General features: G+C 57.5%; 15 protein-coding genes. 11 read left to right on the plus strand and 4 right to left on the minus strand.

The window, feature by feature from the left end:
* Nucleotides 1-106 precede the first annotated feature (106 nt).
* The 4 genes from GS636_RS20630 (at nucleotide 107) to GS636_RS20645 (ending at nucleotide 5,169) form a co-directional block, all read left to right on the plus strand.
* The gene (locus tag GS636_RS20630; RefSeq protein WP_171189090.1) at nucleotides 107-718 is read left to right on the plus strand and encodes a polysaccharide biosynthesis/export family protein; all 612 of its coding nucleotides are present in this window, start codon (nucleotides 107-109) and stop codon (nucleotides 716-718) included.
* 141 nt (nucleotides 719-859) lie between these two features.
* A complete protein-coding gene (locus tag GS636_RS20635; protein ID WP_171672182.1) occupies nucleotides 860-2,296 on the plus strand; it encodes a hypothetical protein in 1,437 nt (478 codons plus the stop codon).
* A gap of 135 nt (nucleotides 2,297-2,431) precedes the next feature.
* Nucleotides 2,432-4,051, plus strand: a complete 1,620-nt coding sequence (gene xrtD, locus GS636_RS20640; RefSeq protein WP_171672185.1) for a VPLPA-CTERM-specific exosortase XrtD — start codon at nucleotides 2,432-2,434, stop codon at nucleotides 4,049-4,051.
* Nucleotides 4,052-4,068: 17 nt separating this feature from the next.
* On the plus strand, nucleotides 4,069-5,169 hold the full coding sequence (locus tag GS636_RS20645) for an acyltransferase (protein ID WP_171672187.1): 1,101 nt from the start codon (nucleotides 4,069-4,071) through the stop codon (nucleotides 5,167-5,169).
* 409 nt (nucleotides 5,170-5,578) lie between these two features.
* On the opposite strand, the gene GS636_RS20650 is transcribed toward GS636_RS20645, so the two are convergent.
* Both GS636_RS20650 and GS636_RS20655 read right to left on the minus strand, forming a co-directional pair.
* Entirely contained in the window at nucleotides 5,579-6,835 is a 1,257-nt protein-coding gene (locus tag GS636_RS20650; RefSeq protein WP_253762932.1) for a glycosyltransferase family 4 protein, read from the minus strand.
* Nucleotides 6,822-8,084, minus strand: a complete 1,263-nt coding sequence (locus GS636_RS20655; RefSeq protein ID WP_171672190.1) for a nucleotide sugar dehydrogenase — start codon at nucleotides 8,082-8,084, stop codon at nucleotides 6,822-6,824. Before GS636_RS20655 ends, GS636_RS20650 begins: the two co-directional genes overlap by 14 nt.
* Nucleotides 8,085-8,464: 380 nt before the next feature.
* On the opposite strand from GS636_RS20655, the gene GS636_RS20660 reads away from it, so the two are divergent.
* Genes GS636_RS20660 through GS636_RS20680 form a run of 5 tightly spaced genes read left to right on the plus strand, consistent with a single transcriptional unit; the run spans nucleotide 8,465 to nucleotide 13,785 of the window.
* Complete coding sequence (locus tag GS636_RS20660) at nucleotides 8,465-10,027, plus strand: oligosaccharide flippase family protein (RefSeq protein WP_171672192.1); 1,563 nt, start codon at nucleotides 8,465-8,467, stop codon at nucleotides 10,025-10,027.
* Nucleotides 10,024-11,121 carry a glycosyltransferase family 2 protein gene (locus tag GS636_RS20665; protein ID WP_171672195.1) on the plus strand — a complete coding sequence of 366 codons (1,098 nt, stop codon included), beginning with the start codon at nucleotides 10,024-10,026 and terminating at the stop codon, nucleotides 11,119-11,121. Before GS636_RS20660 ends, GS636_RS20665 begins: the two co-directional genes overlap by 4 nt.
* Entirely contained in the window at nucleotides 11,118-12,062 is a 945-nt protein-coding gene (locus tag GS636_RS20670; RefSeq protein WP_171672197.1) for a sulfotransferase, read from the plus strand. Before GS636_RS20665 ends, GS636_RS20670 begins: the two co-directional genes overlap by 4 nt.
* Nucleotides 12,062-13,105 (plus strand): GNAT family N-acetyltransferase, encoded by a 1,044-nt coding sequence (locus GS636_RS20675; RefSeq protein ID WP_171672199.1) that lies wholly within the window; start codon nucleotides 12,062-12,064, stop codon nucleotides 13,103-13,105. Before GS636_RS20670 ends, GS636_RS20675 begins: the two co-directional genes overlap by 1 nt.
* Entirely contained in the window at nucleotides 13,102-13,785 is a 684-nt protein-coding gene (locus GS636_RS20680; RefSeq protein ID WP_171672201.1) for a polysaccharide deacetylase family protein, read from the plus strand. The genes GS636_RS20675 and GS636_RS20680 overlap by 4 nt, the downstream gene beginning before the upstream one ends.
* On the opposite strand, the gene GS636_RS20685 is transcribed toward GS636_RS20680, so the two are convergent.
* Nucleotides 13,772-15,196, minus strand: a complete 1,425-nt coding sequence (locus tag GS636_RS20685; RefSeq protein WP_171672204.1) for an O-antigen ligase — start codon at nucleotides 15,194-15,196, stop codon at nucleotides 13,772-13,774. The genes GS636_RS20680 and GS636_RS20685 overlap by 14 nt on opposite strands.
* Before the next feature lie 59 nt (nucleotides 15,197-15,255).
* Nucleotides 15,256-16,530, minus strand: a complete 1,275-nt coding sequence (locus GS636_RS20690) for a right-handed parallel beta-helix repeat-containing protein (RefSeq protein ID WP_171672206.1) — start codon at nucleotides 16,528-16,530, stop codon at nucleotides 15,256-15,258.
* Nucleotides 16,531-17,004: 474 nt separating this feature from the next.
* Between GS636_RS20690 and GS636_RS20695 the strand changes: the two genes are divergently transcribed.
* Both GS636_RS20695 and GS636_RS20700 read left to right on the plus strand, forming a co-directional pair.
* Complete coding sequence (locus GS636_RS20695; protein WP_171672209.1) at nucleotides 17,005-18,939, plus strand: right-handed parallel beta-helix repeat-containing protein; 1,935 nt, start codon at nucleotides 17,005-17,007, stop codon at nucleotides 18,937-18,939.
* A gap of 306 nt (nucleotides 18,940-19,245) precedes the next feature.
* Nucleotides 19,246-19,959, plus strand: a complete 714-nt coding sequence (locus tag GS636_RS20700) for a bifunctional 2-polyprenyl-6-hydroxyphenol methylase/3-demethylubiquinol 3-O-methyltransferase UbiG (protein WP_171648888.1) — start codon at nucleotides 19,246-19,248, stop codon at nucleotides 19,957-19,959.
* Nucleotides 19,960-20,024: the final 65 nt, after the last annotated feature.

Raw genomic sequence — 20,024 nt, forward strand, 5'->3', positions numbered from 1 at the left:
GCAAAATACGCTGCATTTCTGCCGCATATCGCCCTTATCCGAAACGCCGCGGATTGTTTTGCACAAATCATGGCGGCATAAACAAGAAAAAGTGAGAGATTTGAATATGCGTACAGTCATCGGATCATTGATCGCTCTCGTCATTACCATGGGTATGGCCGTTGGTGCCTGGGCACAGGCCTATCAAATCCAGCCGGGTGACGCCCTTCAGGTGGAAGTTCTGGAAGACCCCACCCTCAACAGGACCGTGCTGGTCCTTCCCGATGGCTCTGTCAATTTCCCGTTGGCCGGGACGCTTCGTGCCGCGGGTCAGTCAACCAACGGCCTCAGCGCGTCTCTCTCCTCGGCATTGGCTTCAAATTTCAACTCGCCCCCGACCGTCTTCGTCTCGATCGCGGCGCTGGCCCCGCCCCCGCTTCCGGGTGCAGCGGCAGCAACCGGACCGACCATTGAGGTTTTTGTCATGGGTGAGGTCAACGTGCCCGGTAAGCACCTTGCGACCGAAGGCACGACCATTCTTCAGGTTCTGGCTCAGGTCGGAGGCCTGACCAACTTCGCGGCTCCCAAGCGCATCGAATTGCGCAGAGCTGATCGTAAAACAGGCGTGATGAACAAGTATACCTACAACTACAATGGCTCGGGCAGCGGGATCAAAGGCAATACCGTACTCAAAGCCGGAGACGTTGTTGTTGTGCCGTCGCGCCGCCTATTCGAATAGGGGCTGATACAGGTGGGGAAAATCGGGAATAAACTGTTCCTTGCAATTGGGGGCAGTGCAGGGGTGATCCTTTCGCTCACGCCTGCTGTTGCACAGCAGACATCCACACAACAAACGCAAACGTCCACGCAGCAGACGACCTTGCAACAGACGACGGCACCTACCACCGTTGTGCAACAAACGCCTAGCCAGCAGCTGATCACCCAGCGGGCCTTGCAAAACCCGGCCCGGCGGGTTGGCCGACCCACGGTTGGGCAGCCGACCGGAACCGGATCGGGTCTGAGCATCACCCTAGATTACCTGTCTTCCCTTAGGCATGACGACAATCTCAGACTGACCGACCCTTCGCTTGGATCCACCACATGGTGGGAAAACACCCTAGCCCTGGGGATTGTGAACCAAACGCCGGATTCAACGCTGATCTTTGATCTGTCGGGGCTTTACCGGATCGCCAATGAGCCAATAATCGGAACCGATTCCTCGTTTGCCGACCCATTCGCGCGGCTGGATTATCAGCGCACGCGTGCCAACAGCCAGCTGGGGCTTGGGCTGGAGTATCGCGAACAGGATCTGGCCTTCAACCGGGCGCTGACGGATACCAATCTGGACGGGATCATCGACGCCTCGGATGTGATCGGCACCATCGGCGACCGGGTCAACACCCGCGCCGATCTGGATTGGCAGGTTGGACTGAACGATCCTGTGGGTTTTCAGTTCAACTATAGCTACCGCGAACGCACATATCAGAACACAATCGACCCCAACCTGTTCGACAACAGCTTCGACGACTATGCCGCGACCACGTTCTTCCGGTTCTCACCGGTTCTGCAGGGAACGCTGGACCTCAGCTACAGTGACTTTAAGGCTGAAGACAATGTGCGGACCGACCGGCAGACCACCGTCGTCTCGGTTGGGGCGATCTATGACATTTCTGCAGTCACAACCGTCACCGCAAATATCGGCTATAGCCAGGTCGACGAGACATTCCGCACAACCAACACAAATACTGTGACCGAAGATTTTGTGTGGAGCTTTGGCTGGAGCAAAACCCTGCCGGACGGGACTGCGGATATCTTGCTGGACCAGACCTTTGGAGTGAACGGAGCGCGGACCAACGCCACATTCGGCCGAAGCTATCAACGGCAAAACAGTTCGCTGAGCTTCAATCTCGGCCTGTCAGATGGCCCGTTTGGCGAAACCACTCCGATCGGTCAGTTGGATTATAGCTACCAACTGCCCAGTTCCCGGATCGGAGCCACGATTCAACGTCGGGTCGGCACCAGCACGCAAAGTCTGGAAACCCGCCAGACACTGGCCTTCCTGACCTATGACTATTTCATCAATCCGGTTTCGGCCCTGTCTTTCAGCCTTGATTACATTGAGCAGGAAGATGAAGGGACCGGCGCGGCCAATCCGCGTCAACGCGGCACGTTCAACGCCTCATATTCCCGCGCCATTACGCGGGACTGGGCCGTGAACCTGGGCTATCAATATGAAATGGATGAACAGAACGGCTTTACGGCTACATCGAGCTCGGTGTTTGTGACGCTTGGACGGCGGTTCACACTCAAACCCTGACCCCTCGCCGAGCCGATTCCTGAATGGCAACAAATATGGCCAATTGGCGATAATTGTTTTTATTTTCGATCAAATCACCGCGACCCGGACGCGGCATAATTCAGGATCGGATTTTATTGTGCATGATGGATGGTGATGCATCATCTCGATTCGAATGACAGCCCCGGCAAAACGCTTGAGGCCGCCCGAAGGGTTCTGCCGGAAATCAATGCAACCGGATTGTTCTGGTTTGCGCTTTTGCTGCTTGGATCCCTGCCCATCTTCTGGATCGGGATCGTGTCGCTGGGAGCGGCCTGGAGCACACCAGAATATAGCCACGGGCCGCTGATCCCTGTCATCTCGCTGTATCTGTTCCTGCGGGAATTGCGGAACTTTCCCCCACCCAACCCGGTCATTCATGACCGTTGGCCCGGTGTGGCCGTGGTGGCGGTGGCTTTGGCTATCGCCATATTGGGCAATCTGGCCCGCATCCCGGATATCGTCACCTATGCGATGATCATCTGGACCGGCGGCGTCATGCTTACGGTGTTCGGCTGGCAGCGCGGCATACATCACCAGCTGCCTGTGATCCACCTTGTGTTCATGCTGCCCCTGCCGCAATTCCTGTACTGGAAACTGACGATCTTTCTGCAATGGGTTTCATCCGAGCTTGGGGTCTGGTTCGTCCAGATGGCGGGGGTTTCGGTCTTCATCGAAGGCAATGTCATTGACTTGGGCGTCTACAAGCTGCAGGTGGCCGAAGCCTGTTCGGGCCTGCGCTACCTGTTCCCGATCCTCAGCTTTTCGTATCTCTTCGCCCTGCTCTACCGCGGTCCGATCTGGCACAAGGTGGTTTTGCTTGTCTCAGCCGCGCCGCTGACCGTGCTGATGAATTCCGTCCGCATCGGTGTGATCGGTATTCTGGTTAACCAGAACGGCATCGAACATGCCGAAGGGTTCATGCATTTCTTCGAAGGCTGGATCATCTTCCTTTTGTGTGTGGCTATTCTGTTCCTGATGGCCATCGGCCTGCAGCGCATGGCCCCCAATCCGAAACCCTTTGCCGAGACAATCGATCTGGACACTGAGGGGCTGGCTCCGATTGCGCTGCGTATCTTTGGCATCCGCGCCTCGGTTGCGCTGGCGGCGGCGGCCCTGCTGACTTTGGCGGTGTCCACGGCCTGGGTTCTGCGCCCTGCGTCCGAAGTGCAGCCGGTTGAACGGGATCCCTTTGTGCTCTATCCCCGCCAGCTTGGAGACTGGTCCGGCTCAACCACCAGCCTTGACCCGCAGGTCGAGCAGGTTCTGGGGGCCAGCGACTATCTCAACGCCACTTATATCGACACCGGCTCGGGTGACTTCGTGAACATGTTCGTGGCCTTTTACGACAAGCAGACCGAAGGCGAAGGCATCCACTCGCCCGAAGTGTGCCTGCCGGTGGGCGGCTGGGAGATTTTCACGCTCGAACCTTATGAGATCAATCCTGGCAACACCCCTTACGGCAGCTTCACAGTGAACCGCGCCGTGATCCAGAAAGAGCTTTCAAAACAGCTGGTCTATTACTGGTTCGAGCAGCGCGGCAAACGCATGGTCAATGATTTCCGCGCCAAGCTGAGCGTTATCCAGGACGGCTTTACCATGGGACGCACCGATGGGGCGCTTGTCCGCTTTGTCACCCCCATCCTGCCGGGCGAAACCGAAGCCGAAGCAGACGCGCGGCTGCAAAGGTTCATGGAGCCAAGCCTGAACCGCCTGCCGCAATTCGTACCGTTTTGATCCTGGAGGTGCCCGTAATGAGTGACAGCACCAAGCACATCTCAGCGGTCAGGGCCGTACCCCGTATCGCGGATCGGGCAGACGGGCGGGACAACAACTTCAACCTGATCCGGATCATCGCAGCCACCCTTGTGCTGGTGGCTCATGCCTATCCGCTCAGCCTGGGCGGCGCGTATGGACAGCCTTTTGAATCGGTTCTGCACGGGCTTTCGCTGGGCATGATGTGCGTGTGGGCATTTTTCGCGATCTCGGGCTTTTTCATCACGCGCAGCTTTGATCGAAAGCCCTCGGCCAAAGCGTTCCTGATCGCTCGGGGGCTGCGCCTGTTTCCCGCGCTGGCCGTTGTCACCCTGATCTCGATCCTGATTGCCGGCTTTGTCCTGACCCAGGCCCCCCCGACGGTTTTCTGGTCAGAGGCTGGTGAGTATTTCATACGCAACATGCTGCTCTTCAAGCTGCAATACGACTTGCCCGGCGTGTTTCAGAACAACCCATATGGGCCCGCAATCAATGGATCGCTCTGGTCACTGTCCTATGAGGTCACGTGCTATGTTGGCGTTCTCATCTGTGGGGTGCTGGGGCTGCTGGGTCACAGAAAGATCTTTGCCGGGATGGCCGTCGCATTCCTGTGCTTTTATGCCCTGACCGCCTTTGTCGACCTGAACCCGCGCATCGAGACTCTGACCACACTTGGGCTGCCCTTCCTGTCGGGCATGGTGCTTTATCTGTGGCGCGACGAGATTCCCCTGTCCTGGGGCGTGCTGGCAGTGATGGGTGCGCTGGCCCTTGCGGCCTGGTTCACCCCGCTGTTCCTGCCGGTTTTTGCGGTTGCGCTGTCTTATGCGGTCTTTGTTCTGGGATACGCCCAATGGCCGGCTCTGTTACAGTACAACCGCCTGGGGGATTATTCCTACGGGGTCTATATCTACGCCTTTCCCATCCAGCAGCTTGTGGCGCAATCCGGTGTCACAACACCTGCCATCAATATGGCAATCTCTCTGCCCTTCACTTTGTTCTGCGCCGTACTGTCCTGGCATCTGATCGAGGCTCCAGCGATGAAATTACGTCACCTAAACAAACCACCGAAATCTACCGATGCCAAACAGGCAGCCGAGTAAACACCGTCTGTCACCAGACGACTGAACTGGTGATCGACACACGCGCCAGTGCGTCCACTGACAGATGAGCGAAAAACAGTGAAGTAGGTGGTCCCGTTCACTTCAGCCCATGGCTGAATTATTTGTAACACAACCACCTTATCCTGTCATAATCACCAAGAGTAAATCGTAGGCAATTTTAGGGATCCGCTTTTTCTCAAATTACCCTCGAAGTAACTTTGCCTTTGAAGGCTATTTCCACACGCTCAAATGCGTTCCGTAGGTATTGCCATACCGCTTCCGCCACACTGAAACATACCGTTATTTTTGAACATTCCTAAGAATGCTCCAACCATGGAACAGTAACATTAGATAAATACATCAAGGTGCATCAAAGCGAAGCGAGCCGCCAAGTAGCCGCCGTAGGGTCCTACCCTTTCCAAATCCGCTTGTAAGCCGCGATCAAGGCAGGCACCTGATGGGGCCAGGCCATTTCCGCTTCGACCCGCGCACGCCCATAACGGCCCATGGCAGCGCGGCGATCGTCATCCGCCAGGAGTTCGGTGATCTTGTCGGCCATATCCACCGGATCGTTGGCCTTGGCATAAAGCGAAGCCTCCTGCGCCGAGAAGCGTCCTTCGGTCACGTCGAACTGAACGATGGGTTTCTCGAACGCCATGTATTCAAGGATCTTGTTCATGGTGGATTTGTCGTTCATCTCGTTCACCCGGTCCGGGTTCACGCAGACATCCGCAGTCGACAGGATTTCGAACAGATCCTGATCCGGCGCACGGCCGGTGAAGGTGACATAGTCCGACAAGCCCATCTCAGCCGATTGTGCCTGCAGCTTGTCCAGGCTGGGGCCGCCGCCCACAAGGCAGAACTGAATGTCGTCGCGCCCCTGAACCTGCACCAGATGCGCCACGGTTTCCAGCAGCAGATCGATGCCTTCCTGATCGCCCATGACACCGACATAGCCGACCATATATTTGCGACCGTTGCGCCAGTCCGGGTTTGGCGGCAGGTGCTGCAACCGGTTCAGATCGGGGCCGGAGCGGACGATGAACACATCCTCGGGCGCCATGCCGCCGCGTTCGATGGCGATCTTGCGATAGCTTTCATTGGTGGCAATCGACACCCGGGCCGAGGCAAAGGTCAGCCGCTCGAACGTCTTCATCAGCTTCCAGAAAAAGCCGCGCTTGTCGAACTTGGCCTCGTAAAGCTCGGGGTTGATGTCGTGGTGATCGAACAGATAGCGCACGCCGAACAGTTTGAAGGGCAGCGCCACAAGAAAGATCAGATCGGGCGGGTTGCAGCCATGGATGACGTGAAAACCGCGGGTGAATTTGATCTTCAGCGCCAGCCAGCTTTCCCAGAACAGCGCCGCGCCATATTCCAACAGATACCCCAGCGCGCCGCTGGCATCCAAAGGCAGCGGATGGCGATAGACCTTGATGCCTTCGTCTTCCCAGACACGCTCCTCATGCCCCTTGCCGGTGGGACAGATGACCGAGACCAGCGCGCCTGCGGCGGCCAGCGTGCGGGCCTCCATCCAGACGCGGCGGTCGAAGGGCACGGGCAGGTTTTCCACCACAATCAGAACCTTCAGCCCTTTCAGGGGCTGGCTCTGGCGCAACTCCTCGAACGAGATCGGTTGCACGGCGGATACAGGGCTAGTCATATTCATAGGTTCTTACCACTTCTGTATCGCCAAGGTTCAGCTCATTGATGATCCGGTTCGACCCGACCACCAAATCCCAGGGTCCGGCCTCGGCCGTGGTATGGTCCACCAGCAGGCTGCCGACATTGGGCAGATGGGTAAAGGCATAGCCCAGGTTCTGTCCGCGCAGATCGGCAGGCTTGATGGCCGGGTCATAGACCGACAGCTGATAACCTGCCTGCAGCAGGCGCCGTGCGATATCGACATTGGGGCTTTCGCGCAGATCGTCGGTTCCGGCCTTGAAGGCCAGCCCCGCCATCAGAACCCTGCCCCCTTCGGGCAGACGCGCCATGATGTCCTGCGCCTGATAGGTCTTGTGCGCCTGATTGGTCTGCAACAGGCTGTCGATCAAATGGGTATGCGCGCCCACCTCTCCGGCGATATGCTGTAGCGCGCGGACATCCTTGGGCAGGCATGACCCCCCGAACGCGCCGCCCGGACGGGTGTAATAGGCCGAGATGTTCAGCTTGGTGTCCGAGACGAAAATCTCGTGCATGGTTTTGGCCGACACGCCCATGCTGTGGCAGATGCGGCCGATCTCATTGGCGAAGGCCACCTTGGTGGCGTGCCAGGTATTGTCGACGAATTTGGTGATCTCGGCCTCTTCAAAGGCGGTATAGAACACCGGCGCATCCAGCCCTTCGTGCATTTCATCCATCACTGCGGATCGATTGCCGTCTGCTGTACCGACAACGATCTTGGGCGGGTTGAAGAAATCATCCACCGCCGAAGCCTCGCGCAGGAATTCGGGGTTATAGACAATCTCGACCGCCTGCGCCGTTTGATCGCCCAGATAGCTTTGAAAAATCGGCTCGATCAGCTGCCGCACGGTGCCGGGCCGGAAGGTGGACCTGTACGCCACCGTCAGGGGTCGCGCCCGGTCGGGCGAGACGGCCTTGGCAATCTGGCGCGTCACCTCGGCCACGAAGTTCATGTTATGCGAGCCATCTGTGGAGCTGGGCGTGCCCACACAAACGATTGCCAGATCCACATCGGACAGATTCGGAATTTCAACCGTGGCCCGGATCAGGTTCCTGCCCAACGCCTCGGTCAGCAGCTCGGCCACTTTGGGCTCCTTGATTGGGGGCTGTCCGGCGTTGATCTCAGAGACCTTGTCCGCATTCACATCAACACCGACCACCGTATGTCCTTGCCCGGTCAGACAGCAGGCCGCCGTAAACCCCACATATCCCAACCCGAAAATCGCAATCTTCATTCCGTCACACCGCTCTAATACTCAGAACTCAACATCTTACGCAGGATCAAAAAATCCAAACCCTCACATACTTGGCATCTTGTCTTGTTTCGTGTCCAATTCCTGACATCGTTACAGGATAATCTTTTTGAAGTCCGGGACGGTTTTCTGTAAGCGAGTCAAAGCCCACAGGGAGTAAACAGGGTAATCATTTGACATTGAACAACAATAATGTGGATGCAACATAAGGATCAGGTTCACTTACCTCAGTATCAATGACCCGACAGGATTGCCAGAACAGGCCCATCCAAATCGACCCGGAACGGCTCCGGCGACATGCTAAATCGGAAACATTGGAGTAACCAGTTGAGTATTGTTTTAAACTTAGGAACATGGCGCATTTGAAACCACCCCCTGAAGCCGCATCGGGGCAGCGCGCTCCAAACCGCAAGACATCGGTCGTTACAGGGGCAGCGACGCTGTTTGCCTCGAGCATCTTCAGCCAGATCCTTGGCCTTGCGACACTGATTGTCACTGCACGGCTGCTTACACCGACGGATTTCGGTGTCATTGCCTATTTCGTGATTGCCGTCGCGCTGCTTGAAATCATTCAGCGGGCCGTCTCGATGACGCTGATCCGCCAGCCCGACATCACCGAAGCGCATCTGAACACGGTGTTCACGATGCAGGTTCTGCTGGGGCTTGGTGCTGCGTGTCTGATCTGGCTCAGCACCCCCTTGATGCCAATGCTGGGCTTGCCAGAGCTGACCGAGCTTATTCCGGCGCTTTGCATCATCTCGGTTCTCATATCGCTCAAGAGCCCACGCTTTCCGCTGCTGGAACGTGATCTGCGCTTTGCTTTTGTGGCGGGTGAAGAGGCCATAAGCCGTTTTGTATACACGGTTTTTGCCATTCTTCTGGCCTGGATCTGGCGGGATTTCTGGGCGGTTGTCGTCGCCAATTTCCTGACCCAGGTCGCCCGTGTCATCTGGACCTATTCCACCGCGCCCATGTGGCCCAGACTGACCCTCAGCCGCTGGCGGGACTGCCTGAACATCTCATCCTGGTCCCTGGGGGCACAGATCACGCAGTTCCTGACCACAAACACACCCCAGCTGATCATCGGCGCGACCCTGGGCCTGGCGGATGCGGGTACGTTCCGGATCGGCTTTCGCCTGGTATCGCTGTTCACAAATCAGGCCATCGCCCCCCTGGAGCGGGTGATCTATCCGGCACTGGCACATATTTCGCGAACCGACGGCACCACGCAAAAAGCCTTTGAGCAGACCAATGCCATTCTTCTTGGGATCATCATCCCGGTCAGTGTCGGCATGGCGCTGGTCGCCAACCACATGATTATCGTGGTCATCGGCTGGCAATGGCTGGCCGCAGCGCAGGTGATCTGGGTCCTTGCCCCCTTGAAAGCCATCGAAACCCTGCAGGCCAATGTCCGGTCTGCAAGCTATGTCAAAGGCGATACAAAGCGCCTGTGCATCCGAAACAGCATCCTGCTGGTGGTCACCATCGTGCTGATGCTCATCGGGTCGAGCTTTGGCTATTTTGGCGCGATCCTCGGCACTGGGTTGTCCAGTGTGTTTGCGATTTTCCTGACCCTGATCATGGCACGGGATTTTGGCACAGGCGGCTTTTTCGGACCTATTCTTGTGGCGTGGCGCAGCATTGTGTCCACGCTTGTTATGGTTGCTGTGGTGCTTTTGGTCGGAGGCGCTTTGGGCAACCACGATCAGGTCGGCTGGGCCTTCAACTCACCTGACGATCTGCCGCTGCTGCGTATCCGCTTCCTTGCCAAAGTCCTGGCCGGTGTGATCGCCTATGTCGGGACACATCTGTTCCTGTGGCATCTGTCCAAACGCCCCGAAGGCTTTGAAAGCGCAGCCCTCAGCCTTGCCGGCGGGGTGTGCAGGCATGTCTTCACCCGCGGCCCGAGGGGAGAGAGCTCATGACCCCAAACATCGGTTGGGGCGCATTCAACGGGCGGTCCCGAGTATGTCTGGCGCCACATCAGGACGGAAGCCGAGCCGTGACCCACGCTGTCGAACCTTCCCCGGCAGGCGGGACGGACACTGCTGTCGATCTCAGTGTGCTGATCGTGAATTACAACACACGTGACATCACATCTGCGGCGATCCGGTCGATTTTGGAACACTGCGGCGATCTGCGGGTCGAGATCATTGTCATCGATAATGACTCAAGCGATGGCAGCGTTGCGGCGCTGCGAGCGGACTTTCCCCGCATCAACGTCATCGCAGCCGGGTATAATGGCGGCTATGCCTGGGGCAATAACATCGGCATCCGGCAGGCGCAGGGTCGGTACATTCTGGTTCTGAACCCCGATGCACAGGTTTACGATGGCACGCTTGAACGCGCCGTGGCTTATCTGGAAGCCAACCCCGAGGTCGGCGTGCTGGCGGGCCATGTCTCGCTGGAGAACGGCACACAGCAACCCACGCTGTTCCGCGAAATCTCTCTCAGCAGCATTTTCTGGAACATTCTGGTGCCCAACCGCATCCTCAGAAAAACACGGCTGTTCGGGGATCAGCGTTATGCGTCGCGCCCGCGCGACATGGTACAGGATGTCGACATCGTTGCCGGGTGCTTCATGATGCTGCCCAGACATGTCATTGATGAGGTTGGCATGATGAATGACCGGTTCTTCATGTATAGCGAGGAATCAGAATGGTGTTGGCGGGTCCGGCAGGCCGGGCTCAAGGTGCGGTACAACCCCGACATCCGGCTGATGCATTACGGGGCTGTGTCCACCGGGCAGATATCGCCCTGGAAATCCGTTGAAATCGCCAAGGGTCATATTCTGTTTCTGCGCTTCACGCGCGGCCCTCTGGTGGCGTGGCTCGGAACCCTGCTGATGGCCGTGGGCGATGCCCTGCGCGCCCTCTGGTTCTTGCCCAAAAGCCTGTTGCGACCCGGCAACGAAGGGGCCAAAGCCTGGCGGGCCAGGTTTCTGTTTCTGCTCGGCGCGTTGGTCAGACCGCCACACGGACAGACGCCGCCCCATCCCAAGCCGGATCACCCGGCATGAAAGCTCTGGCAAAATCGATCACGCGCAGCACGGTGCATACGCTTCTGGCCCCGTTTGAATCCAGAATGATCGCACAGCACCCGATTGCACGATGGCCCCATGTCTTCATTCTGGGGGCCCCACGGTCTGGAACCTCACTGTTTTATGAGCTCATGACGACCGGCTTCGAATTCGCCTATTTCTCGAATCTGGCGCACCGCTTCTACAAGACCCCTCTGGCCGCGACCCGTCTGGGCGGATGGATGATCGCACCCCATTCCCCCGCCTATCAAAGCGATTACGGTCATATTTCCGGCTGGGCTGCCCCAAATGAGGGCGGATGGATCTGGCAACGCTGGCTCGAGGATGGGCCCTGGACAGACGAACGCGTTCTGCCGACGCTGCCCGTCGACGAAATCCGGGCAACGCTGGCGGGGATGTCCGCACTGGCTGAGGCGCCTTTCATCAACAAGAATGTCATGCATTCCAACCGCGTCCGGCTGCTGGATGCGCTGTTTCCCGGCTGCCTGTTTCTTGAGGTGCGGCGCGATGCGAGTGACACCGCCCGCTCGATCATCCGGGCGCAACGGCGCAACAAGGGGCCCAAACCCGATCAGCAGGCATGGTGGTCCGTCCGCCCTTCAAATGCGGGCGGCGACACCCTGATCGAACGCGCCTGCCGACAGGTTCTTGGGGTTGCGCAGGACATTGAACGCGATTGCGCCCATATCGGGCCGGATCGACATCTCCGGGTCGATTACGAAGCACTTTGCGCCAATCCTGAACATACCCTGAAAGATGTAGCCCGATTTCTGAGACCCCATGGCCTGCCTGTAACCCCACGCGCCGACGCTCCGGTGCCAACCGGGTTTACCCTGCGTGCTTCAAAACCGCTCGCCGAAGACGAGGAAGCGCAGTTGGTGCGTCTGCTGGCCACCCAACCGATGGCGGTGAAAAGCTGATGTCAGCGCGCGCGCTCTCCCTACACCGGGTCGCCCCGGAAGACTGGCCTGCCCTCAGCGCGCTGTTTGACGATCTGACCTTTGAGCAGACCCTCACCTATGCGCAGGCAGCGGCTCGCCGGATTGGTGCAGAAGCCGAGTTCATCTGCCTGCAGGATCCGCAGGGCACACCGGTGGCCGCCGCCTGTCTCAGGATCAAACGGGTTCCGGTTCTCAGCAGCGGGATCGCCTGGATTGCGGGCGGCCCGATGATCCAGCCGGTGGATCACCCGTATCCGCCGCCAGATCTGCAACAGGCCATCTTTTCCGCTTTGCGTGACTATGCGCAGAAGGCCGGCCATATCATGCGGCTACGGCTGCCCGCAGCCACCGCGCATGACCCGGCAGCGCTCGACCCGATTGCAGATGCGGCAGGCTTTCAGCCAACGGACCGCTCGCCCCGGCAGCGCACCGTGATCATCGACTGCGCACAGGACGAAGACACCCTGATGCAAAATTTGCACGGGAAATGGCGAAACGCCCTGCGCAAAGCCCTGAAATCCGGTCTGGAGCTTGATATCGCGCCGATCTCGGAAGCTGCTGAGCGGTTTCAGACCTTGTACCAGGAAGTTCAGACCACCAAAGGGTTCCAGACGGATATCCCGCCTGAATTCTACTATACCCTCACGGGCCCGGATTTCTCTCATGACGTTCTGTTCGCCCGACAGGGCGGGGTCGATATTGCCGGGATGACTATCGGGCAGGCCGGGCGCAGGGCTGTCTATATCTTTGGCGCCACCACACAGGCGGGCCGCCGCCCCAATGCTGGCCATTTCCTGATGTGGCACTCTATCCTGCGGTGCCGTGACCAAGGTCTGAGGTGGTATGATCTGAATGGCCTGGACCCCGAGATCAATCCCACCGTCGCACAGTTCAAGCTGCGCACTGGCGGCACTGACCTGATGGCCGCGGGCCCGTATGAGTTCCGCCCCGGTGGCCTGAAACCCACTCTGGTCAGCGCTGCCGAGACGGCACATGGCTATTTGAAGAAAGCGCGCGCATGACCGGTTTGGTGGGTATCAACTTTCACGGCATCGGAACACCGCAGCGCGATCTGGAGCCGGGCGAGGGACCCTACTGGATCTCGCTCCGGCAGTTTCATGACGTGCTTGACCGGATCGCGGCCGCCCCCGACCCCACCCGTTTCACGATCACGTTCGACGACAGCAACCTGTCGGACCATGACATTGCCCTGCCCGCCCTGGTCGAGCGCGGGTTGCGCGGCCGGTTCTTTGTTTTGACAGGGCGCATCGGACAGGCGGGATCGCTTGACGCCGCGCACCTGCGGGCGGTGTCAGACGCAGGGATGACGATCGGCAGTCACGGCATCCGGCACGTTGCCTGGACCGGATTGGACAAGGCCGAATTGGTGCGTGAATTGCAGAACTCGCGGACCCAGTTGGAAGACATCTGCGGACATCCCGTGACCGAGGCAGGTATTCCCTTCGGCTTATATGACGCCAGGGTCCTGAGGGGCTTGCAGGCGGCAGGGTATACAGCAGCCTGGTCCAGCGATGGCGGTCGCTTTCGGCAGGACGCGTTCCTGCGCCCCCGCACCTCACTGCAGGGCAGCATGAACAGCTCGGACCTAGACGCCATCCTCTCGGGCCGGATGGCCCCGTTGCGCCGCTTGCGCCGCGCAGTGGGCATGGTACGGAAACGCTGGACCGTTATCGGGCCCTGACCGTCCGGGGCGGCGGTGCCCTCCTGCGTCTGCCGGAACTTCGGGCAACGCGCGCGACCTGAGCCGGGGCGTCCTCCTGGCCTTCAGGGCGAGGCAGGTCTTTGGGAAACCGCGTATAGCGCATCGTTTTCTGCCCGTCCGCATCCGGCAGCGCGCTGGCCTCTCCATCCTGCGTCTCATCCGCATCGAGGATCCAGACACACGCCCCCAGCAGGAACATCAGGAAACAGAACGTGGCATCCCACAGATGTACCGTCACAGCCGATACGCACAAGCCGGTCAAGGATATCAGATAGCCCAGTCGCGCATCTGCCAGTGCACCGGTCAAAGGCTTGCGGACAAGCTGCGTATAAATCGCGATCACAGAGCCCAGCAAAAGAAACAGCCCCGGGAACCCATGTCGCATGGTGATGACCAGCCAGAAATTGTCGACGCTGTTCAGCAGATACATCCAGGCCGGTCGGGTCCAGTCATGCAGACCAATCCCGAAAATCGGATTTCGCATGATGTCATCTGTTGCGAAATTGAACGTGTTGATCCTGGCCCAGGCTGTCCCAGGCGTCAGTGTCATATGTGTTGCAAAGATCTCGAACACATTTCGGTTCGAGCCTATTTCGGCAATCAGCATCAGAAGTCCGAAACCGGACAGCAGGATCTTCCACTTGCTTTTCACAAAGCGGAACGTCCAGTTCCAGCCCATCAGCGCGCCCTGAATGATGACGTTCAGGAATGCCCCGGACGACAGCGAGCAGAACACAGCCCCGCCAACGATGGACACGTAGCCCAGTTTCGAGGACAGGGATTTCCCCCAACCAAGTACATACCAGCACAGGGCAAAGGCCGGGGCACAGAACACCCCGAACAGGATCGGATGCGGCATCGTCGTTTGCGCCCGCAACAGCCCCAACCGGGGCGGGAACACCCATTTCTGATAGACGCTCAGCACTTTACCGAAGATATCCAGAAGCGGGGTCTTGCCCGTCACGGTCTCGAATATGGCAAAGGGCAGCAGGATCAGAATGACGATCAGGAACCATTTCACAAAATACCGAAACGCCGCCAATGACCTGATATACGTGCGGGCGATGAAATAGGGCACCAATGTTTCGATCATGAAGATCCCGACAAACTGCCAGAGCTCGACAACCCCATGGTTGACCAAAAAGCTCAGGCTGGCCCAGAACGCAAACGCCACGACCAGCAGATCAATTGACCGTATCTTGCCAGCCTTGCCCGTCAGCCATCCCAAGACAGCCGGGATCATGAAGACAAGCAGAATAAGCCGGTACCCGCTGAGCCTCAGCCCGAGGAACTGGAAATAGAACGGCATTGCAAACGATACGAGCAATAGCATCAGGACCAGCGGCCCTGTTGTCCGAGTGTCGGTCTGGGTTGCCACGCGCACCGTCATTCAAACGCCTGCCTGCGGGGGGATGCAATTCTGGGTACAGACATACCTGTCATCATGTCTCATTTTTGTGTTGGATAGCTTTCCGCCAATGTCGATCCGGCCTTCAGACTGTCAACAAGACTGCCGGGGCGCACGCCATATTCGTTATACCCCTGCCTCTTCCCAAGCGCATAGTAAATGAACTGACTGTCATAGAAGCCATTCTTCGACGGGCTTTCGCTTTGTACAATGGCATTGTTGAGCACCACCCAGTCACGCTGCCCTTCATATCCAATGATCTGCGAGGTGACATTCTGTTCGATCACCACAGAGCTGGAGTCGGACGAGATGTTGATTGCCGGAGAGGAATGGCCGCCGGGGACATGGATCAGCGAGTTTTTTCGGATCGAGATATTGTCCGATCCATGAATCGATATGCCGTGGATATGCGCATTGTAGATCATGTTGTTTTCAACCAGCACGTTGCGATGCCGCATGACGGGCAGATTGATATCCTTTCCATCCTGACCAGCCCAGATGGTCTGCGTGTAGTCGCCCCGACCAACATCAAAGATATTGTCGCGAATGACGATGTCGGATGACCCCCGGGGCGTGACCCGCATGATCTGAATCATGTCGCTGTGATCTTTCGACCCCACCGCCCTTTGGAAATCAAAGAAATGGTTGCTCGCTATGGTCAGCCCCGTTGCGGCATCAATATCGATCCCATCTGACCGGATGATGTGGATCTGATTGTCCGCGAACACCAGCCCCCCCGACCGGATCGTCAGAACCGCTGCCCACCATTTGCGCAGGTCTGACGCGATCACCTGGACATTGTTGCTTTCAAGAATGCGCAGCCCGATCCCATAGGCCTTGCCGTCGATGACAGAGTTGGTCCCATAGGCATAATCACCATCCAGAACCGAATGCGTGATCTTGATGTTTTCGCTGTTGCTGACCTTGAAGGGAACGGTGAAATGCGGGTCTCCTTCCCGGAAGGTGTAATCGAAATAGAGCCCTTCGAGGGTCACATTCCTGGACCCTTTCAGGTTCAGCCCGGTGAAACAGGCGGGTTTATCGGGGTTCGCCGAACGGATCACCACCGGCGACTGGAACGACTTGCGCAGGTTCAAGGCGCCGTAATCCCCCGGTGCCAGCAGAAAGGTCTCGCCGCCCTGGGCCTGTTGCAACGCAGCCGCCAGGGATCCTGCATCTGACACAGCCTGCCCTGCCGCAGCGGGGGGCAGTCCGATTTTGAAATCATCGGTCGCACAGGATGTCTCTGCAGCCAATGCGGAACTCAGAAGAAAAACGACCCCTCCCATCAGGGCAAGAAGCCTTGATCCAAACATGACGCACCTTTCAAATCACTACCTGTGGGAAAGTGTAGGCGAGGCTTTGGGCGCTGTCTATCAAGGCGCGACTTGCCCCACCCGAATACCACCCCACGATTGCACCCCCACCGGCCCCACCAAAGGCAAGGCCCAGGCTTCCCTTACGGCACCGGGCAATTACCTGCCGACACCTGATAGATATACGCGAGGACACGCCTGAATTGTGGCAGCTATGTGTCCATTGTTGCGATAGGGGAATCAATTTGCGAATTGTCCGACAACCGCTAAGGGAAGAGGAACAATTCCCGGTATCGAGTTTCGTGCACGCTCACAAATCCAGAGCATTTAGACAACATTGTCTACAAACAGGCACAAGTTTCAAAATATAGCCGCACTTTGGCCTCTGTGTCGCCGTCGCGCGACTGTTTCCTCCGATCTGGGTGAGCGGGATCATGTGCGCTTTCGGGCGCTTACGAACTCAGAAGGTGTAGAATGTCTACAACAATCACAGTATCCTCCGCGGCAGAGCTGAACCAGGCTCTGTCACAGGCGACCGGAGGCGAAACAATTCTGCTTGCGGCAGGCGATTATGGGAATCTGAGCCTGAACGGGACTCAGTTCGCGTCGACCGTAACAATCAAGTCTGCCGATCCGAATGCCCCGGCCAGCTTTTCCACGGTCAAGCTGAACCAGGCCTCGAACATCACGTTCGACAGCATCAATTTCGACTACTCCTACAGCAACGGGGATTACTATTTCCAACGCCCGTTTTCTGTGGACTACAGCTCGAACATTACCTTCACCAATTCGGTCTTCGATGGGGATTATTCCGGTGGTGCGGGAACCGGGGTCGGGCTGGGCATCAAAAGCTCTGACAACGTCTCGGTCACGAATTCGGAATTCAAAAGCTGGTGGAAAGGTGTCATCGCCACCAACTCTGACGGGGTTGACGTCGTTAGCACCAATATCCACTCCATCCGGTCTGACGGTCTGGTGTTTGACAATGTCGACAACATTCTGGTCGCCCAGAACTACTTCCACGATTTTGGCGCGATGCCAGGGGCCAGCGATCATCGCGACATGATCCAGGTGCAGCGCGCCAACGGCAGCGGCAGCGATAATATCACCATCCGCGACAACATCTTTGACATGGGCAATGGCGACCACACCCAGACCATCTGGATGGGGGGCGACGGCAAAGATACCAGCGACCCGAATGTCATGCATCACAACGTGCTGATTCAGGGCAACACCATCTATAATGGCCACTTCCACGGTATTTCCATTGATGGCGCGAACGGGCTGACAATCACGCAGAACTCGGTCCTGCATCTGGATGTGGCCTCTCTGACCGGTGGCATCGAGATCCCGGTGATCAACGTGACCTCGGGCTCTAAGAATGTGACGATCGACTACAATATCGCGTCGCAGGTACGTGGGTACACAGGGCAATCCGACTGGAACGTGTCCAACAACGCCCTGATCCAGCCTGGCGAATATGCTCAGAACTTTACTTTTCAGGCAACCGCGCAGGCGAACGGCTATACCCAGTATGTCGTCAAAACTGGCAGCCTGGCCGACACATTGGGCGCAGGCTCGCTCTATACCACCAATCCTCCGGGCACCTCACTGGATTTGCTGACAAACAATACGCCCGTATCTCCTCCGACGAACGGAGGGAGTCAGCCTTCCATTAGTCCGACCCCGCCTCCTGCAAATCAGCCGGGAACGGATCAACCCACAACAGACCCGGATCAACCCGCGAGCGGCGCTGACCAACCCGATACAGGCTCGAACCAACCCGCAACCGATCCAGATCAGCCCGATACGGGCGCCGGACAACCGATTGTCGACAATCAGCAGACAACTGGCGGGCAGCAACCCAGCACCGGTCAGTCAACTGGTGGGAGTACCCCCCCCGCCACACCGATCGACACTTCGGGAGGAAGTGTCGGGCCCGAAGCCGTCTACGTTGCCATCGACCTGCATCGGGGCGGAGGCAGCTCAGAACCCGATTTCAATTCCTGGTTCTCCTTCAACGCGAACCAAAACGGCAATCTTTTTGCGGCAGCAAACAATGCCGGCCAAAGCAACAGCCTTTTTGCGACGGCGAACAATGCCAGCCAGAGCGGAAATCTTTTTGCGGCAGTGTCAAACAGGGATGGTGGCCTTCGTGACAACTTCCAGTTCATGAATTTGGACCGGAACAACGACGCACCAGACCAGATCAACCTGTTCGTCAATCAAGCCACCAGGCAGTTTCAAACCTTTTCCGATGACAACAGCGCCTACAATATACCCCAAGGCTTCGGCTGGTATACGGGCGGTCAGGAACAGGTCCGGGGCTTCGGTGACTTCTTTGCAACTGAAGATGATGCGAATACCTTCGAAGGGTCTTTTGGACACCTTTATGATTTGTTCGCCTGACGGCAAAAATCCCCCCAAACGAGGGTGATTGATTACCATGGCATGAGCGGGCTTCAGTTTCTGTGGCCCGCTCAGGTCTTTTCCGACCCCATGTCGCGCAAAACGTGCAAACCTCTGGGCATCTGTCTTTAGGAGTTGCATTCATTCATCTAAAAGATCAGTCAGACGATCACGGCACATCCGTGCCACGTGTATTAAAAAGAGCTTCTTTGTCGCGCCTGTTTTCTGTGGCGGGCGCAAGGCGTTGGTAAATATTTTTGGCTTTTGGTGAAGCGCTGCATCCAAAGCCGGGTTTCGGAGGAATGAATGGCGACATCGGACATACGCTGGCATACCGAATGCAGGCGGGACTATCTGGATACGATCTGGGACGTCATCACGAATGAAAAACCGGCCCGGATCATGGAAATCGGCGGGACAACCAGCCGTTCGACCAGCGACAGACCCCTGCCCGATCATGTCCAGTCCTTTACCATCAGCGACATCAGCGCCGAAGAACTGGCCCACGTCTCGGATGAATTCGACACATTACAGATCAATGCTTGTGGCGATGTCAGCCATGTGGACCAGAGATTCGACCTGATCATGTCGAAATTCTGCGGCGAGCACATGCCGGACGGCAAGCAGTTCCACAAAAACATGCACCATCTTCTGGCCGATGGCGGCCTAGCCATTCACCTGGTTCCGACCATCTTTGCCTCGCCTTTCCTGATCAACTGGCTGTTTCCCGAACAACTCACCCGCAAGGCGGTTCAACTGTTGCAGCCTCGGCGCTTCGACAACAAGAACACTGGCAAATTCCCTGCCTATTACTCGCTGTGTCGCGGTTCGACCCGGTATATGCAGAACGCGCTGGCGGATGTCGGGTTTTCCGACATCAAGGTGCATGAGTATTACGGGCACCACTATTATGATAAGCTGTTTGGTCTGCGGCAGCTGGATGCGGGTCTGTCACGCATGTGCGCCCGCAAAGAATGGTCGTTCTATTCGTCCTACGCAATTATCATGACCCGAAAATGAGAATTTTGCGCCCGCCCCCTGTTTCTTTCGATAAGCTCAGATCCAGAAACCCCGAGCTGCGTCCA

The organism is Ruegeria sp. HKCCD4884, assembly GCF_013110855.1.
Taxonomy (GTDB): domain Bacteria; phylum Pseudomonadota; class Alphaproteobacteria; order Rhodobacterales; family Rhodobacteraceae; genus Ruegeria.

Bases quoted from the DNA above. Each gene is read 5' to 3' on its own strand.
- GS636_RS20675 (WP_171672199.1), top strand. From the start codon at position 12,062: ATGTCAGCGCGCGCGCTCTCCCTACACCGGGTCGCCCCGGAAGACTGG.
- GS636_RS20680 (WP_171672201.1), top strand. From the start codon at position 13,102: ATGACCGGTTTGGTGGGTATCAACTTTCACGGCATCGGAACACCGCAG.
- GS636_RS20690 (WP_171672206.1), bottom strand. From the start codon at position 16,530: ATGTTTGGATCAAGGCTTCTTGCCCTGATGGGAGGGGTCGTTTTTCTT.
- xrtD (WP_171672185.1), top strand. From the start codon at position 2,432: ATGCATCATCTCGATTCGAATGACAGCCCCGGCAAAACGCTTGAGGCC.
- GS636_RS20645 (WP_171672187.1), top strand. From the start codon at position 4,069: ATGAGTGACAGCACCAAGCACATCTCAGCGGTCAGGGCCGTACCCCGT.
- GS636_RS20665 (WP_171672195.1), top strand. From the start codon at position 10,024: ATGACCCCAAACATCGGTTGGGGCGCATTCAACGGGCGGTCCCGAGTA.
- GS636_RS20655 (WP_171672190.1), bottom strand. From the start codon at position 8,084: ATGAAGATTGCGATTTTCGGGTTGGGATATGTGGGGTTTACGGCGGCC.
- GS636_RS20695 (WP_171672209.1), top strand. From the start codon at position 17,005: ATGTCTACAACAATCACAGTATCCTCCGCGGCAGAGCTGAACCAGGCT.
- GS636_RS20650 (WP_253762932.1), bottom strand. From the start codon at position 6,835: ATGAATATGACTAGCCCTGTATCCGCCGTGCAACCGATCTCGTTCGAG.
- GS636_RS20700 (WP_171648888.1), top strand. From the start codon at position 19,246: ATGGCGACATCGGACATACGCTGGCATACCGAATGCAGGCGGGACTAT.
- GS636_RS20685 (WP_171672204.1), bottom strand. From the start codon at position 15,196: ATGACGGTGCGCGTGGCAACCCAGACCGACACTCGGACAACAGGGCCG.
- GS636_RS20670 (WP_171672197.1), top strand. From the start codon at position 11,118: ATGAAAGCTCTGGCAAAATCGATCACGCGCAGCACGGTGCATACGCTT.
- GS636_RS20630 (WP_171189090.1), top strand. From the start codon at position 107: ATGCGTACAGTCATCGGATCATTGATCGCTCTCGTCATTACCATGGGT.